The following is a 17,614-nucleotide window of genomic DNA, read 5'->3' on the forward strand; positions in this document are numbered from 1 at the left end:
TACGCATCTAACCTTAAAACCACAAAAATGAGAACATTAGACCAATGGTTTGCAGAATATGCCGTAAGTCATCAGAACCCAACCAACAAAGCGATACATTACATTTGCGTACCTGCCATTTTCTTTTCTATCGTAGGTTTACTTATGAGTATCCCGAGTACGATTATCGCAAATACTTTACAATTAAATGCGCCAATTATTGAAAACTGGGCTTTTGTGGTTCTGCTTCTTGTTCTGGTTTTCTATATCAGATTATCGATTTCTATGGCGTTAAAAATCGCTGTATTCTCTGGAATCTGTTTGGTTATCAATTATTATATCGGGCAAATTGTTCCGTTGTGGGCATTCTCAATAGGTGTTTTTGTTATTGCTTGGATTGGGCAATTTTACGGACATAATATTGAAGGCAAAAAGCCTTCTTTCTTAAAAGATCTTCAGTTTTTATTAATTGGCCCTGCTTGGGTTGTTGAGAATTTGTTTTCTAGGAAATAGAGATTTTTGGGAACTGACAAATTAGAACTAGGAGCAAACATTAGAAATTTAGATAGAAGGACAAAATAAAATTTGTCCTTCTTTATGAATAAAATATACTTTGAATATTTTTCTATATTAGCTGAATAAACTAAACTGAAAAATGAGAAAATTCTTCATAGTAATTACTTGCGTAATTTTACTTTCTTCATGTAAACAAACAGATAATAAAAGCGTTCAAAACAAAGAGACAACAAAGAAAGACAGCACCAAAGTCGAAAGTTCTACACAAACTGCACAATCAAATTCTGATTTATTAGAGCAATTTTCTAAAAACAAAAATGAAATTGTTCTAAAATTAAAAACATTATCCAATAAAGAAGCTGGAAACGCACTATACGAAAAGTATATTGAAGAAAACAATACTTTGTTGGGACAGATAGCCGAAAAAGAATCTGGAATATTGGATAAATTTTACAATGAAGATGAAGCTGATAAAAAAGCTGTAAAGCTTTTAGGTGAAAAACTTAATAAGCATCAATTAGAGTTTTGGGAAATTGGAGAAGGATATGTCGAAATAGAGCCTGTACATGATTTTTATTATAGAATTTTCAAAGATTACGTAACGAGCGATTACAAAGAGTATCTGTACTTGAAAAGTGAAGAAAACAAAACGCTTTATTCCGCAGATGCTGGACTTGTTATTTCATTTAAAGATCTAGGCGACAGAGTAATTTCTTGGGAAAATTTCACGACCAAATATCCTGATTCAAAATTAATTTCATCTGTAAAAGACGAATACAAAAATTACCAAATGGATTATTTAGTTGGTCAAGACAATACTCCAACTGCCGAAAGAGCGACAGATGAAAAATATATTTATCCAGAAAACATTCAAGAATTTAACCGATTCATGAAAAAATATCCCAAAAGCCCAACTGTACCCCTAATTAATTTATTTATGGAGAACTTTAAGAGCGAGAGTATTTTCGATTTATTAAGAGCTGAACAAGATAAACTATAGATCTGAACCAGAAACACATTTAACAACCAATAATCTAAATATGGAAAATAAAAACCAACCTATTACATTCGTCTTTTGGATAGTAGCCATCATTTTAGGCGTAACTTTATATAAGCAATTTGATTTTAAGAGTTTAAAATTTGAGAATCCAGCAATGGCAGTTATTTACGGTATTGTCTTTCTGTTTTCGGTTTATTATATCATTAGAAATTCTAAAAAAAAGGCTAAGTAATTGTGTGTTTGTGGGAAAACTGCAGGAATATAATAATTTAAAAAGCGCATTCTTTTAATAATCAAAAGAATGCGCTTTTATAGTGACCCCGGAGGGGTTCGAACCCCCAACCCTCAGAGCCGAAATCTGATATTCTATCCAGTTGAACTACGAGGTCATTTTATTTCTGATTTCAGATTATAGATTTTAGATTTTAGATTGCTGATTGGAATCTAAAATCTACAGTCTAAAATCTAAAATTATATTTACGAAAGTAATTTTTTCACAATTGTAGAAATGGTTTTTCCTTCAGCAGTTCCGCCTAATTGAGCAGATGCTAATCCCATTACTTTTCCCATTGAAGCAATTCCAGAAGCTCCTGTTTCAGCAATGATTTTTGCCACTACAGCTTCTACTTCTTCTTCACTTAATTGCGCTGGTAAAAACTTCTCGATTACAGCAACTTGAGCCAATTCTGGTTCAGCTAAATCTGGACGATTTTGCTCTGTAAAGATTCTTGCGCTTTCTTTACGAGTTTTAACCAATCTTTGAAGTAATTTAATCTCTTCATCTTCAGATAAATCTTCTTTAGATCCTGAAGCTGTTGAAGCCAATAATAATTCAGATTTAACAGCTCTTAAAGCTTCTAAAGCTACCGTATCTTTTGCTTTCATGGCCGTTTTGATTTCGTCCATGATTTGTGTTTGTAAACTCATGTTTATATTTTATTAGAATAAGCTAACGCTTATTAATTGATGTATTAATTTGACCCTTCGACTTCGCTCAGGGTGAAAATAAGATTCACTTTAAAAACCTATTTAGGAAGTCAAATTTTGAAATTCTGTGCGAAGATAAAAAAAATAACCCGAAAATTAAATCCAATTTTCGGGTTACCCTATATTATGATTCTAAAAATTAATCTACGTTATCGTGCAAAAATGAATTGTTTGAACGTAATTGCAAATCGTTATTACTGTCTGTTCCAACAGAGATTCTAGAATTTGTATTATTAGACTGAGAATTAGATAAATCTATTCCTAATCTTTTATAAGCAGGCTCTTTTTCCAACTCATCAATTCTAGAAACATTGTTATGGAATTTATAGTTAAATTCTTTTAGTTTCTTTCTTCTTTCTTCTGCTCTTAAACGCAATGTTTCTTCAATAGTCAATTCTAAAGGAGAAACTTCAGAAGTTGTTGTAATATCTGGTTGACTTGCAAAATCTGGTCTTGCTTTCAACGTGATGTTTAATTCCTCTGGAATTGTAGGCTCAACTACTTTTTCAACTGGTTTAGAAGCCAATAAATCATTTTCAACTTCCATATATTCTTCTAGAGAATATTTAATAATTCCGTTGTCTGAAACTTCAGTTACAGGAACAAATTGTACTGGATCGTTTACTTTAATGTCACGAGTTTCATTTGTCAATTCAAACAAAACTCTGTTATCCTCAACAACTGGCTCTCTTTTTACAGGCTCTTGCTTAAACAAAGGAAGATCAAAAGAAAAAGTTGTTTGTTCTTCTCTTTCAAAAACTCTTTGCTGCTGCACTGGCTGTTGTTGTACTTGCTGAACAACTGGCGCTTCTGCAGATGAAATTGTAAAATCGATATCTGTAATTGGAGAAACGATTTCGAAAGTCACATCTAGATTTTTGATAAACTCAGACATTACCACTAACTCTTCCTGATTGATAGCTGGAGCAACAGCCTGTGCAGTTGGAGTAAAAGTTTCATCATCGTCAATTAAATCAAAAACAACTTTATCTTCTACTTTTGCTGTCGGTGTATCAACAGTTAAATCGAAAGATGCAAGCGGTTTATTCGTTAAATTATGAACACTTCTTTGCTCATCTTCTAACGTATGAATGATTTTCTTTGGTTCTGTATTTACAATTTCATTTTGTTGTTCTACATCAAATCCTGTAGCGATAATAGTTACAGCAATGGCTTCACCAAGAGTTTCGTCTTCACCAACTCCCATGATAATATTGGCATTGTAACCCGCTTCAGCTTGAATGTGGTCGTTGATTTCTCCAATTTCGTCAAGAGTAATCTCGTTAGTTCCAGAAACGATAAGCAACAATACGTTTTTGGCACCCGTAATTTTATTGTCATTTAACAACGGAGAATCTAACGCTGAAACAATAGCATCTTTCGCTCTGTTGTCGCCTTCAGCCACAGAAGATCCCATGATCGCAGTACCACTGTTAGCCAAAACAGTTTTCGCGTCACGTAAATCGATATTTTGAGTATAGTGGTGCGTAATTACTTCAGCAATACCTCTAGAGGCTGTTGCCAAAACTTCATCCGCTTTAGAGAATCCTGCTTTAAAACCAAGATTTCCATATACTTCTCTTAATTTATTATTGTTGATTACAATTAAAGAATCTACTTGCTTACGCAATTTCTCAATTCCAATAATTGCCTGCTCCTGACGCACTTTCCCTTCAAACTGAAAAGGAATTGTCACAATACCAACTGTTAATATTTCTCTTTCTTTTGCTAATTGAGCAATCACGGGAGCTGCACCAGTTCCAGTTCCTCCACCCATACCAGCAGTGATAAATACCATCTTAGTATTTTTATCCAACATTTTTTCAATATCCGAAATACTTTCGATAGCCGACTGCTGTCCAACGTCTGGGTTTGCTCCTGCTCCTAACCCTTCAGTCAAATTAACTCCTAACTGAATCTTATTGGGTACTGAACTATTTTGAAGCGCTTGCGAATCGGTATTACAAACGATAAAATCTACGCCTTTAATACCTTGTTTGAACATGTGGTTAATTGCGTTACTTCCGCCCCCACCTACACCTATTACTTTGATTACATTTGATTGATTTTTTGGTAAATCAAATGAAATACTTCCAAATTCTGAGTTGCTCATCATCTTTTTGGTTTTTTGAAATTCTTATTAAGTACATTTTTTACTTCTTGACTTGGGGCAAGAAATAATCCTTCTCTTTTTATTATTCTGCGTTGTCTAAAAATTCTTTGATTTTATCGACATATCGATCAAAAAATGATCTTCTTATTTTGGTTTCAGTAGATTCATTTTTAGGCACCTTTTGACTTACGGTTTCTCTAGGCTCTTCAATGGTTTCTACTTTCTCAACGTAGTTTTCTTCAACTTCGTATCGCTGTACTGGAGGAGCAGTTCTGTAAACAACTTTTGGCTGTTCTTTAACCAGTTCCATTCTAACAGCACTTTGCGAACTGTTTTCTATACTGTTCATTACTAATCCTACTGCCGTTGCAAATAATGGGCTAGAGATTTCTTCACTAGAGTTTCCTGCCAAATGCTCGTTCGGATAACCAATTCTAGTATCCATTCCTGTAATGTATTCTACCAGCTGTTTGATATGCTTTAATTGTGCACCTCCACCTGTTAATACAATTCCAGCGATTAATTTTTTACGAGGATCTTCATGTCCATAAGCTTTAATCTCTGCAAAAACCTGTTCTACAATTTCCACAACTCTTGCATGGATGATTTTAGATAAGTTTTTAAGCGAAATCTCTTTTGGTTCTCTTCCTCTTAAACCTGGGATAGAAACGATCTCATTGTCTTTATTTTCTCCTGGCCAAGCAGATCCGAATTTTATTTTTAAAAGCTCAGCTTGTTTTTCAATAATTGAACAGCCTTCTTTGATATCATCTGTAATTACATTTCCTCCAAAAGGGATTACTGCAGTATGACGAATGATGCCATCTTTGAAAATAGCCAAATCTGTTGTTCCGCCCCCGATATCGATAAGCGCAACACCAGCTTCTTTTTCTTCTTGGCTTAAAACAGCATCAGCTGAAGCTAATGGTTCTAATGTCAATCCAGATAATTCAATTCCTGAACTCTGGATACATCTTCCAACGTTTCTGATTGAAGAAGCCTGACCAACTACAACGTGAAAACTAGATTCTAATCTTCCACCATACATTCCGATTGGTTCTTTTATTTCAGATTGCCCATCGATTTTGAATTCTTGCGGTAAAACGTGAATAATTTCTTCTCCCGGTAACATCGCCAGTTTATTCACCTGATCGATTAGGAGCTGAATATCTTTTTCGCCAATTACTTCTTCTGGATTGTTTCTGCTGATGTAATCGGTATGTTGGATACTTCTGATGTGCTGTCCGGCAATACCCACAACCACATCTTTTATTTTATATCCTGAATTATTTTCTGCTTCGAGAATCGCTTGCTGTATCGATTGTATCGTCTGCGTAATGTTGTTTACTACTCCTCTGGCAACACCCAAGCTTTTGGATTTGCCAATGCCCAAAATCTCCAACTTACCATATTCATTTTTTTTGCCAATCATGGCAACGATTTTGGTTGTTCCAATATCTAGACCTACTGCAATGTTATCTTTTTCCATTTTCTATTATTTAGTGCAAACTACTTGTTCCGTAAACCTAAGGTCAATTTTTTTGTATTTGTATAACGAACTATCTAAAACTGCTTTTTGAAAGAAGGCTTTATAGTTTCTAAATTTCTTATCAACATTCATCGTTCTGCCAAAATCTATGAAGTAATCATAGTTACGATTAAACATTTTTAAGCTTCCATTCGGCATAATCTCTATAGCAATGATGTTTTTTTTCAAAAACGCATCGTCATAAATTGTGCGAAATAAAGCTGCTAAATCTTCGTTATTTTTTTCATTTATTGCCCCTGAAACAAGAGGAACTCGCGCAGTGAAATTGTCCGACAAGGGCATTTTATTACCCTCATAGTCAATATAAAAAGAAGCGCCGCCATCATAAACTCTTGCTATGGGCGTCTTCTGTTTTACTACTGCTTTTAGAACTCCATCAATACTTACAAAAACATTTGACTTCTCAATCATGTCTTGCGTATCGAGGGTTTTCTCTATCTTATTCAAATCTAGTTCATCTTTTCTAATACTGGAAGCGTCTCTTTTATTTTCTATCAACAATTTATTAACCGTTTCTGGCTTCACAAAAAGCGTATTTTCTCCTACAAAAACGACCATCGATTTTTTCAATTTTCTATCGCCATTTCGATGCTGTGCGAAGGAATATAAAAACAAAACCAGTCCGAAAATAAGTACTAATCTTATATTTGTCCAATTAAATATTTTCATTTAAAATCTTTTTAATTGAAGGAACCATTTCTCCCAGATCACCAGCTCCAATTGTTACAATAATAGGTGAATCACTGGCTTTGATTTCACCTAATAAATCTTCTTTTGCAACAATTTTTTTGTTCGAATTTGTCATTTTACACAAAAGCCACTCAGAAGTCACTCCTTCCATCGGAAGCTCTCTAGCAGGGTAAATATCCATCAGAAACACTTCATCAAACTGCGATAAGCTTTCTGCAAATCCGTCAACAAAATCTCTTGTTCTGCTGAATAAATGCGGTTGGAAAATTGCCAAAACTTTGCGTCCTGGATACAATTCTCTAACTGCCTGATGAACAGCATTTATTTCTGTCGGATGATGCGCATAATCATCAATATATACTAAATTTTCGCTCTTAATCTGATACGAAAAACGTCTTCTAATTCCGTTGAATGAAGCAATGGCTTTTGCAATAGAATCGGTCGGGGTGCCGTAAGTTTTAGCCATCGCAATAGCCATCAATCCATTCATTAAATTGTGTTTTCCAGGCAGTCCGAAACGTAAATCCTTCATGATTTCTGACGGCGTTTGCACGTCAAAAACATAAGCCCCATCTTCAATACGAACATTATAAGCCTTATATACAGCATCTTCATTTATAGCACATTGAACACCGTCTAAAGGCAATTCTTTGGTTATAAAGAGATTATTTTTATCTTCAACTTTGGCGGCAAATTCTCTAAACGAAGCCTGAATAGCATCGCTAGTTCCATAGATATCCAAATGATCAGCATCCATAGAAGTAACACAAGCAATATTGGGATGCAAATGCAGGAATGATCTATCAAATTCATCTGCTTCTACAACTGTCACAGTTTTTCCGCTTCCTATTAGATTTGAATTATAGTTTTCTACAATTCCTCCAATAAAAGCTGTTACATCTGCACCGCTTTGAAATAAAATATGCCCAAGAATACTTGATGTTGTTGTTTTTCCGTGTGTTCCCGCAACTGCAAAGCAGAAAGTATCTTTAGTAATGATTCCTAAAACTTCAGCACGTTTTTTAACCTCGTAATTTCTTTCAATAAAATAATTCCACTCAGAATGTGTTTTTGGAACAGCTGGCGTATAAATCACCAATGTGTTCTCTACATAATAATCTTTTGGAATTAAGTTTATATCATCTTCAAAATGAATATCAATACCACTTTCAATCAATTCATTAGTCAGCATAGAAGGTGTTTTATCGTAGCCTGAAACTTTCTTTCCAATAAACTTGAAATAACGAGCCAGGGCACTCATTCCGATACCGCCGATACCAATAAAATAAACGTTTTGTATTTGATTTAAATTCATTTTTATTTGCTTTAAGCATTAAGCTATAGGCTTTAAGCCCTCGCCTATATTTTACTTTTTAATTAACTTCACAATCTCCGCTACAATATCTTGTGTAGCTTTTGGTTTGGCCAGTTTTTTAATATTATCACTTAGCTGTTTTTGTTTTCCGTGATCTTTCAGCAGCGCTTCAAAAACAATGCTAAACTGGCTGTCAAGCTCAGATTCTTTCAACAAAATCGCACCTTTTGCATCTACAATCGCCTGCGCATTTTTAGTTTGGTGATCCTCAGCTACATTAGGTGACGGAATAAAAATCACTGGTTTTCCAACAATGCATAATTCTGACACCGACGAAGCGCCTGCACGTGAAATTATGACATCTGATGCTGCGTAAACGAAATCCATTCTTTCAATAAAATCAACCACTTTTACACTTGGCTGATTGTATTTTTTATATTCTTCAAAATATAATTTCCCGCATTGCCAGATTACCTGTACATCTCGAGAAAGAAAATTTTGCAATTCTTTTTCGATTAACTGATTAATTCTTCTTGCCCCTAAACTTCCACCTAAAACCAGCAATGTTTTCTTATTCGGATCTAAACCATAAAAAGCGATTGCTTCGTCACGTTTGCTTTCGATATCAATTAAATCCTGACGAACTGGATTTCCAGTTAAAACAATTTTCTCTTTTGGGAAAAAACGCTCCAAATTTTGATACGCTACACAAATTGCATTTGCTTTTTTGCTCAACAATTTGTTTGTAATTCCCGGATAAGAATTTTGCTCTTGAACAACCGTTGGTATTCCTGCCGAACCTGCCGCTTGCAATAAAGGTCCGCTGGCGAAACCTCCCGTACCAATTACTACATTTGGCTTGAACTTTTTAATTATTCTTTTTGACTCCAATAAACTGCTTGCCAATTTTAGCGGAAACATTAAGTTTTGTAAAGTCAATTTTCGTTGTAATCCTGCGATCCACAGACCTTTTATTTCGTAACCTGCCTGAGGCACCTTTTGCATTTCCATTTTATCTTTGGCACCTACAAAAAGAAATTCTGCATCAGGAAATTGTAATTTTAATTCATTTGCAATCGCAATTGCAGGATAGATATGCCCTCCTGTTCCTCCTCCGCTAAGTATGAATTTATACTTTGTCATCTTTCTAAAAATTACAACTTTTTAAAAACTTTTTATATTCTAATCTTATTTGTTTAAAACCGCATTCATCGGATTTCTTGAATTATCTTCAATGGAATACAAAGCTTCTTCTTCGTAAATCTCTTCTTTTTCATCAACTGGCAAATCATCTTCTGCCAATTCTTTATCTATTAATCTTTGAAGCGCTTCTTTTCTTCTTGCTTTTTCTTCTTGTTCTTCAGCAATTTCTTCTTCTTTTTTGGTTACGCTAATGATAATTCCGAGAGAGAAACAAGTCATCCAAATTGAACTACCTCCAGAACTTATTAGCGGAAGCGTCTGCCCTGTTACCGGCAATAATTCTACTGCAACCGCCATATTAATCATCGCCTGAAATATCATCGGAAATCCGAGACCGACGACGACTAGTTTTCCAAATAACGTATTGGCTTTATGCGAAGCGATAACAAATCGGAACAACAATAACAAGTAAAGAACCAATATTGCAACTCCGCCAACTAAACCGTATTCTTCTACTACAATTGCATAAATAAAATCTGAAGATGATTGTGGCAAGAAATTTTTCTGAACACTTTTCCCTGGCCCTAATCCGCCTAATCTTCCTGATGCAATTGCAATTTTTGCCTTTTCAATCTGATAATCATCTTCATCTGGCTTATCTGTTGTAAAGTTCATAATACGACTTTCCCACGTTGAAACCCTGCTGAAGAATCTTGAATCTGGAAATGCTTTTGCTACCAAAAGGAAAAAAGCCAACATTGCAATTCCCGATCCGATGATAAAAGCAATATATTTTAAAGGATATTTACCAATGAACGTAAGCATCATTACCATTGAAAATATCAACGCTGTGGTTGAAAAATTGGCTGGTAATATTAATGCCAAAGTGATAAATACAGGAATCCAAAGCTGAATAAACGAGGTTTGGAACGGCTCATTTTCTTCTTTGGTTTTCGACAAATAACGTGCAACGTAAATAAACAATACGCTTGCCGCTAAAGTCGAAGTCTGAAACGTAATTCCAATGAACGGCACCTGAATCCAACGGCTTGCATTTGCTCCCGCAATTACTGTCCCTTTCAACAAAGTGTACAGTAATAATAACCAAACCACTGGAAGCGCAATTTTTGAAATTGCTCTGAAATAATGATACGGCACTTTATGAACCCAATAAATAATCAAGAAACCGATACAAACGTGAGCTAAATGTTTTATCAAATACCCCAATGTATTTCCTGTTCCATGACCTATATAGGCTAAATTACTACTCGCACTAAAAACAGGCATAAACGAAAACAACGCCAATAGGGCCACGAATGACCATATTACTCTATCTCCTTTTAGTTTATTTACCAGTTCCTTCATTGTAGATTTCTGATTTTAGATTTTAGATTATTTTCCAAAATCTTCGATTTTATTTGTTGATTCTTTTATTTACTGTTTTTAAACTGCTGACAAAAATGGCTGTTAATTCATTTGCTTCCTTTAGCATTGTCTCCAATTCTTCTTTTGCAATCCACATTTTTTCTTTAATAATCTCCAACCAAAACAAAGTTTCATCTGCTTCTTCTAAGACTATATTCATTTTAGCAATAAATTCTCTATCGCTTCTGGCTCGACAAACTGCTCTATAATTTGCTCCAACAGATGTCCCACTTCTTACTATTTGATTAGTTATTGATCTAATCACATTTGTACTTGGCATTTTTTCAGCCAATTCAATTATCATTAAAGAGAACTTTTTGGTCCTCATTTTCATTTCATCTGTCGTTATAATCAAAAAGAACTTATTTTAATTCAAAGATTAGGAACAATCTAAAATCTGAACTCTAAAATCTAAAATTATAAATTGTGTACCGCTTGTTTGAATTGTTTTCCACGGTCTTCGTAGTTTTCGAATAAATCGAAACTTGCGCAGGCTGGAGACAATAAAACAACATCGCCTTTTTCTGTTAATCTTTGAGCCGTTTTTACGGCATCGTTCATATTGTTTACTTCAACCATAATATCAACAACGTTTCCAAAAGCATCGATAATTTTGCGGTTATCGATTCCAAGACAAATAATAGCTTTTACTTTTTCACGCACTAATGACATTAATTCGTTGTAGTCATTTCCTTTATCAACACCTCCAACAATCCATACTGTTGGCGCATTCATACTATCCAAAGCAAAGAAAGTAGCATTTACGTTTGTTGCTTTTGAATCGTTGATATATTGAACGTTCTGTATTTTTAATACTTTTTCTAAACGGTGCTCAACACCTTGGAAATTAGATAGACTTTCACGAATCGTTGCATTTCTAATTTGCATCAATTTAGCTACAGAGCTTGCTGCCATGGCGTTTTTCATATTATGTTTTCCTTCTAACGCAATGTGTTCTGTATCCATTGTAAACTCTTCTTGGTTGATCTTTATTTCCATTTTGTTGTTATTTATAGAAGCCCCTTCATCAAATTTTTTCGTCAATGAAAAAGGAATTAATTTTGCTTTTGTTTTGTTCTTTTTTAACCATTCTGTACTTGCTTCATCATCTGCATCGTAAATGAGATAATCGTTTTCAGTCTGGTTCATCGTTATTCGGAACTTCGAATTGATATAATTTTCATATTTATACTCATATCGATCTAAATGGTCTGGACTAATATTGGTTATTATCGCAATATCGGGTCTGTAATTTATTATTCCGTCTAACTGAAAACTGCTTAATTCAAGAACGTATGCGTCATATTTGTTTTCTGCAACCTGCCACGCGAAACTTTTTCCAATATTTCCGCCCAATCCTACATTCAATCCTGCATATTTAAGCAAGTGATGCGTGAGCATTGTGGTGGTCGTTTTACCATTACTTCCCGTAATCCCGATGGTCATTGCTTCTGTGTAAGGTATTGCAAATTCGATTTCCGAAATCACCTTTACTCCCGCTGCAACCAGCTTTTTTACTATCGGAGATTTATCTGGAATTCCTGGGCTTTTCATCACCACATCTGCATTTAGAATTAAATCTTCTGTATGCTGTTCCTCTTCCCAGGCTATTTTATTAATGATAAGAACTTCTTTATAACTCTCTTTTATTTTTCCAAAATCGGATACAAAAACATCATATCCTTGTTTCTTACCGAGGATCGCGGTTCCTACTCCGCTTTCTCCTCCTCCAAGTACTACTAGCCTCATCTATCTTAATTTTAAAGTAATGATTGATAAAATGGCTAACATTACGGCAACAATCCAAAAACGGGTTACGATTTTACTTTCGTGATATCCCTTTTTCTGATAATGATGATGAAGCGGAGACATCAGGAAAATTCTTCGTCCTTCGCCAAAACGCTTCTTCGTATATTTAAAATAAGTTACCTGAATAATTACTGAAGCACTTTCTGCCAAGAAAATTCCACAGAATAAAACAATCAATATTTCTTTACGAACTGCAATTGCCAAGACTGCGATGATTCCCCCAATAGTTAAACTTCCTGTATCTCCCATAAAAACCGATGCTGGGAATGAGTTGTACCAAAGAAATCCAATCAATGCTCCTACAAAGGCCGATATAAAGACTGTCATTTCTCCCGAATTGGGGATATACATAATATTCAGATAATTTGAGAATATGATATTACCTGAGACGAATGTGAATATCCCGAGCGCGAGGACGGAAATTGCCGAGGTCCCTGCGGCGAGTCCATCGATTCCATCTGTTAAATTTGCTCCGTTTGAAACTGCGGTGATAATAAAAATTACCACTGGAATAAATACTAACCAAGCCCATTTCTCATAGCCATCACCCATGAAAGACAATACTTCGGCATAGTCAAATTCGTTATTTTTCACGAAAGGAATTGTAGTTGCTGTAGACTTTTCTTCAACTCCAGCAGGCACAATAACTGTCGAATTTGCTGCAGTTTTAAATACATCTGTACGGCCTGTATCTGTTCTTACTGTAACGGCAGGATTAAAATAAAGAACTGCACCAACAATGATCCCAAGACCAACTTGACCAATAACTTTAAAAATTCCTTTTAAACCTTGCTTATCTTTTTTGAATATTTTGATATAATCATCAACAAAACCAATTGTTCCCATCCACAATGTTGTTACAATCAGCAAAACAATGTAGATGTTGTGCAGTCTTGCAAATAACAAAACAGGAACTAGTGTCGCGAAAATGATAATCAGTCCACCCATTGTTGGAGTACCTGCTTTCTCATTCTGACCTGCAAGACCTAGCTCTCGAACTGTTTCACCTACTTGCTGGCGACGCAAAAAGTTAATTACTCTTTTACCGTAAATGGTAGACAGAAGCAACGAAAGCATAAATGCCAAAGCTGACCTAAATGTGATATACTGGAAAACTCCTGTTCCAGGAAGATCCAATGTTTTATCAAAATATTCAAATAAATAGTACAGCATATTTTCTTATTTTTTTAAATTCCAATCTCGAATTAAATTCCAATTTTTTAAAACCCAAAATCCAAAGTTTATTGGGATTTGGAATTTCCTTTTTCTTATTTATTTAGTTGTTCTAAAATTTCTTTTACCGTTTCCATATCATCAAAATGATGACGAACACCGCTTATTTCCTGATAAGTTTCGTGTCCTTTTCCTGCGATTAGAATGATATCTTTTGCTTGAGCCAATTGACAAGCTGTTTTAATTGCCTGTTTTCTATCTGTAATTCTCAGCATTTTTTTATAGTTGTGTGCCTCAACTCCCTGTTCCATTTCATCCAGAATAACTTCTGGATCTTCATTTCTTGGATTATCCGAAGTCAAAACCGCTTTATCACTCAAATCTGAAGCAATTTTTGCCATAATCGGACGTTTTGTTTTATCGCGATTTCCTCCGCAGCCTACAACAGTAATTAACTGTTCGTTTTTAGTGCGAATATCATTTATCGTTTTCAAAACATTTTCCAATGCATCTGGCGTATGTGCATAATCTACAACAGCCGTAATCCCACCATCTGAAACAATGTATTGAAAACGACCCGAAACACTCTCTAAATCAGACAGTAATCGTAACGCTTCTAAACTATCAATCCCTAACTCTACCGCAGTTCCGTAAATAGCTAAAACATTATATGCGTTGAAAGTACCAATCAGTTTTACCCAAACTTCATTGTCATTAATTTTTAATAATAATCCAGACAATTGGCTTTCTAAAATCTGAGCTCTATAATCTGCATATGATTTTAAAGCATAAGTCAATTTTTTAGCGACGGTATTCTGAAGCATTACCGAACCATTTTTATCATCAATGTTTGACAATACAAATGCTGATTTTGGAAGTGAGTCAAAAAATGATTTTTTAACATCTCTATATTCAGCAAACGTTGGGTGGTAATCTAAATGATCATGCGAAAGATTCGTGAAAATTCCACCTACAAAATGCAACGCTTCTGTACGTTTCTGGTGAATTCCGTGCGAACTTACCTCCATAAAACAATGTGTAACTCCAGCTTCAACCATTTCATTTAAATAATGGTTAATAGTCAGAGAATCTGGCGTTGTATGCGTTGCAGGATATTCAGTTTTATCAACTACAATTTTTACAGTAGACAACAAGCCAACTTTAAAACCCGCTTTCTCAAACAATTGAAATAACAATGACGCAATTGTCGTTTTTCCGTTTGTACCTGTTACGCCAACTAATTTTAGTTTTGCAGAAGGATCTCCAAAATAATTAGCCGCCATAAAAGCCAAAGCCGCATTGGTATCTTTTACCTGAATATACGTTACATCATTAGTCGTATTTGCAGGAAGCGTGTCGCAAATAATTGCTTTTGCTCCAAGCTCAATTGCTTTCTCTATATAATTATGTCCATCAGAAAGCGAACCTCTGATTGCCACAAAAACATCATTTGTTTCAACTTTACGTGAATCAAATTCAATTTTCTGAATAGCCACATCTGTTGACCCTTTTACAGATTCAATAGCTACTTTATATAATATGTCTTTTAATACTTTCACGATAATTCTAATACAATTGTTGTGTTTTTGCTTATACTAGTTCCAGCTTGAATCGATTGATTTTTTACTTTCCCTATTCCATTTACTTTTACTTTCAAACCTAAATTCTCCAGCAAAGCAATCGCGTCCATTCCTGGCATTCCTTTTAAATTCGGAATCTGGTTAAGCTTTTTATTAGCCTCAGCCGTATATTTATCATAACTAGCATCCTGTTTTGGAATTCTAGTATCTAATTTTTTAATCTTATTTGTCGAAGGTGCATCTGTAAAAATCTTTTGAGCGATTCTTTTAAAAACTGGTCCTGCAACGTCAGCTCCATAATAATTATTCTTAGCTGTATTCGGCTTATGAACTACCACAATACAAGAATATTTCGGGTGATCAGCCGGAAAATATCCAACAAAGGAAGAAGCATAATACAAGGCTGATTTTCCTTCTTTCCCTCCATAATTCATTTGAGCTGTTCCTGTCTTTCCTGCCATCGAAAAATCTTTCGAATACAATTTAGAACCTGTACCTTTCTTTACCACATTAAGCAGTACAGCTTTCACTTTTTTTAATGTTTCTGGCGAACAAACTCTCGGATTTATAACTTCAACATCAAATTTCTTGATGGTTTTGTTCCATTCCTTAATTTCAGATACAAACTGCGGTTTTACCATCACACCATCATTTGCAATTGAATTATACAATGCCAAAGTTTGCATTGGTGTAACCGAAACGTTATAACCAAATGCCATCCATGGAAGCGTAGTTCCTGACCAATGTTTGTCTCCTGGCTGAGGAATATATGGCCTTCCTTCTCCTTTAAAATGCAATCCCAATGTCTTGTTTAATCCATAACTGTTTATATGGTTAACAAACTTTGAAGGGTTATTTTTGTAATTATCATAAACCGCTTGAACCATTACAGTGTTTGACGAAAGTTCAAATCCACGCGCTAATGAAACTTTTCCATAACCTCCATTATGCGAGTCACGAACCGATCTTCCATAATATTTGACTACACCGTTATGGCTGTCATAAACCGTACTTGTATCTGCCACTTTATCTTCTAAAATCGCCATTAAGTCAACTAGCTTGAAAGTTGATCCAGGTTCATGAGATTCGGCAATAGCATAATTTGTCGTTTCATAATACGATCCGTCTTCTGCTCTTCCTAAATTTGAAATTGCTTTTACATGACCTGTTTGCGTTTCCATTACTACCACACAACCATGATCTGCTTCGTAATCTTCTAATTGTTTCAACAAAGCATGATGTGCAATATCCTGAATGAAAACATCTATAGTTGAGATCACATCGTAACCATCAATTGGATCTACTTCATTAACATCACGAATTGGTTTCCACTGCCCTTTTGCAATCTTCTGCTTTAGAATTTTGCCGTCTTTTCCGTTCAGATAACTTTTGAAAGCCCACTCAATTCCTTTTCCTACTTCTACTCCAGTCGCAGGATCAATTCGATCATAACCAATCGTTCTTTCAGCAATTTTCCCTATCGGATGCTTTCTAACTGTTTCTTGCTCAACAATAATCCCTCCTTTAAAAGCTCCTAGATTGAATAATGGAAAACTTTTTATTTTTACATATTCGGTATAGCTCAGCTTACGAGCGATCAAATAATAACGGTTTTTATTTTCACGCGCTTTTCGCAGTTCTTTCTGAAAATAACTGCTTGGCTTATCTAAAACTGTTGCCAAAGAATCTGACAATGGTTTTACATACTTTTCGAAAGTTTCTGTTTTTGGCGCTTTGGCATCAAAACGAATTTCATAATTCGGGATCGATGTTGCCAGCAAACTTCCGTCAGCAGAATAGATATTTCCTTTATTGGCAGGAATCACAAAGTTTCTCACCGTACGCTGTTTAGCCAGTTTTCTGTAATAATCTCCTTCAACCCATTGAATATTGGTTAATTTAACAACAATAGCAATTGCCATCAAAAAGATGAAAACTGCTACGAGGTAAATTCTGTAGGATATATGTTTATCGTCTACTGCCATATTCTTTTAAAGAAACTTTTTTCTTCTTCTTTTTTAACTTCTATTTTTACTGGAGGAACCGTCGACGGAAAAATTTGTTTTTCTAACATTTTATCCGAAATGGTTGACTCCATTTTTAACTTCATCAATTCTGAACGTCGATCAACAAATTCAGATCTCAATTCTTTTACTTCATTATTTAATTTTGCGATTTCAAAAACCTTTTGTTCGTAACGCTGTGTATTGGCAATCATCAAAATGGCCAGCAAAATTATAAAGACAATAAATCGCCAATTTTTTACTGCATCTTCATGGATCAGGAATCTTGCTTTTAATATGCTAAATACGCCACTTTTCATTATTTCCTACCT

At 34.9% G+C, this 17,614-nt stretch carries 16 protein-coding genes and 1 tRNA gene; 3 read left to right on the plus strand and 14 right to left on the minus strand.

What is annotated here, in order from left to right:
• The first annotated feature begins 27 nt into the window (after nucleotides 1–27).
• From FF52_RS16050 to FF52_RS16060, 3 genes are all read left to right on the plus strand, one after another.
• Nucleotides 28–492, plus strand: a complete 465-nt coding sequence (locus tag FF52_RS16050) for a DUF962 domain-containing protein (protein ID WP_008467130.1) — start codon at nucleotides 28–30, stop codon at nucleotides 490–492.
• 142 nt (nucleotides 493–634) lie between these two features.
• The gene (locus FF52_RS16055) at nucleotides 635–1,495 is read left to right on the plus strand and encodes a hypothetical protein (RefSeq protein WP_008467132.1); all 861 of its coding nucleotides are present in this window, start codon (nucleotides 635–637) and stop codon (nucleotides 1,493–1,495) included.
• Between the two features lie 40 nt (nucleotides 1,496–1,535).
• Nucleotides 1,536–1,727: a hypothetical protein gene (locus FF52_RS16060; protein ID WP_008467135.1), complete on the plus strand. Its 192-nt coding sequence runs from the start codon at nucleotides 1,536–1,538 to the stop codon at nucleotides 1,725–1,727.
• Between the two features lie 83 nt (nucleotides 1,728–1,810).
• Here the strand turns inward: FF52_RS16060 and FF52_RS16065 are convergent.
• The 14 genes from FF52_RS16065 to FF52_RS16130 all read right to left on the minus strand — a co-directional run bounded on the left by FF52_RS16065 (nucleotide 1,811) and on the right by FF52_RS16130 (nucleotide 17,602).
• A tRNA-Arg gene (locus FF52_RS16065) sits at nucleotides 1,811–1,884 on the minus strand.
• Nucleotides 1,885–1,972: 88 nt separating this feature from the next.
• Entirely contained in the window at nucleotides 1,973–2,422 is a 450-nt protein-coding gene (locus tag FF52_RS16070; RefSeq protein WP_008467137.1) for a GatB/YqeY domain-containing protein, read from the minus strand.
• Nucleotides 2,423–2,621: 199 nt separating this feature from the next.
• The gene (ftsZ, locus tag FF52_RS16075) at nucleotides 2,622–4,598 is read right to left on the minus strand and encodes a cell division protein FtsZ (protein WP_035691740.1); all 1,977 of its coding nucleotides are present in this window, start codon (nucleotides 4,596–4,598) and stop codon (nucleotides 2,622–2,624) included.
• A 79-nt stretch (nucleotides 4,599–4,677) separates the two neighbouring features.
• Complete coding sequence (ftsA, locus tag FF52_RS16080; RefSeq protein ID WP_008467141.1) at nucleotides 4,678–6,084, minus strand: cell division protein FtsA; 1,407 nt, start codon at nucleotides 6,082–6,084, stop codon at nucleotides 4,678–4,680.
• Between the two features lie 6 nt (nucleotides 6,085–6,090).
• Nucleotides 6,091–6,813, minus strand: a complete 723-nt coding sequence (locus FF52_RS16085; RefSeq protein WP_008467144.1) for a cell division protein FtsQ/DivIB — start codon at nucleotides 6,811–6,813, stop codon at nucleotides 6,091–6,093.
• Nucleotides 6,800–8,149: a UDP-N-acetylmuramate--L-alanine ligase gene (murC, locus tag FF52_RS16090; protein WP_008467146.1), complete on the minus strand. Its 1,350-nt coding sequence runs from the start codon at nucleotides 8,147–8,149 to the stop codon at nucleotides 6,800–6,802. The genes FF52_RS16085 and murC overlap by 14 nt, the downstream gene beginning before the upstream one ends.
• Nucleotides 8,150–8,200: 51 nt before the next feature.
• A complete protein-coding gene (murG, locus tag FF52_RS16095) occupies nucleotides 8,201–9,292 on the minus strand; it encodes an undecaprenyldiphospho-muramoylpentapeptide beta-N-acetylglucosaminyltransferase (RefSeq protein WP_008467147.1) in 1,092 nt (363 codons plus the stop codon).
• Between the two features lie 45 nt (nucleotides 9,293–9,337).
• Nucleotides 9,338–10,657, minus strand: coding sequence for an FtsW/RodA/SpoVE family cell cycle protein (locus FF52_RS16100; protein ID WP_008467149.1), 1,320 nt, complete (start codon nucleotides 10,655–10,657; stop codon nucleotides 9,338–9,340).
• Nucleotides 10,658–10,706: 49 nt separating this feature from the next.
• Nucleotides 10,707–11,051, minus strand: coding sequence for a four helix bundle protein (locus tag FF52_RS16105; protein WP_035691743.1), 345 nt, complete (start codon nucleotides 11,049–11,051; stop codon nucleotides 10,707–10,709).
• An 83-nt stretch (nucleotides 11,052–11,134) separates the two neighbouring features.
• Nucleotides 11,135–12,466 carry a UDP-N-acetylmuramoyl-L-alanine--D-glutamate ligase gene (gene murD, locus FF52_RS16110; protein ID WP_008467152.1) on the minus strand — a complete coding sequence of 444 codons (1,332 nt, stop codon included), beginning with the start codon at nucleotides 12,464–12,466 and terminating at the stop codon, nucleotides 11,135–11,137.
• Nucleotides 12,467–13,699, minus strand: coding sequence for a phospho-N-acetylmuramoyl-pentapeptide-transferase (mraY, locus tag FF52_RS16115; RefSeq protein ID WP_008467153.1), 1,233 nt, complete (start codon nucleotides 13,697–13,699; stop codon nucleotides 12,467–12,469).
• A gap of 95 nt (nucleotides 13,700–13,794) precedes the next feature.
• Complete coding sequence (locus FF52_RS16120; protein WP_008467156.1) at nucleotides 13,795–15,258, minus strand: UDP-N-acetylmuramoyl-L-alanyl-D-glutamate--2,6-diaminopimelate ligase; 1,464 nt, start codon at nucleotides 15,256–15,258, stop codon at nucleotides 13,795–13,797.
• Entirely contained in the window at nucleotides 15,255–17,264 is a 2,010-nt protein-coding gene (locus tag FF52_RS16125) for a penicillin-binding protein (protein WP_008467158.1), read from the minus strand. Before FF52_RS16125 ends, FF52_RS16120 begins: the two co-directional genes overlap by 4 nt.
• Entirely contained in the window at nucleotides 17,255–17,602 is a 348-nt protein-coding gene (locus tag FF52_RS16130) for an FtsL-like putative cell division protein (protein WP_008467159.1), read from the minus strand. The genes FF52_RS16125 and FF52_RS16130 overlap by 10 nt, the downstream gene beginning before the upstream one ends.
• Nucleotides 17,603–17,614: the final 12 nt, after the last annotated feature.

It is taken from the genome of Flavobacterium sp. F52 (assembly GCF_000278705.1).
Classification (GTDB): domain Bacteria; phylum Bacteroidota; class Bacteroidia; order Flavobacteriales; family Flavobacteriaceae; genus Flavobacterium; species Flavobacterium anhuiense.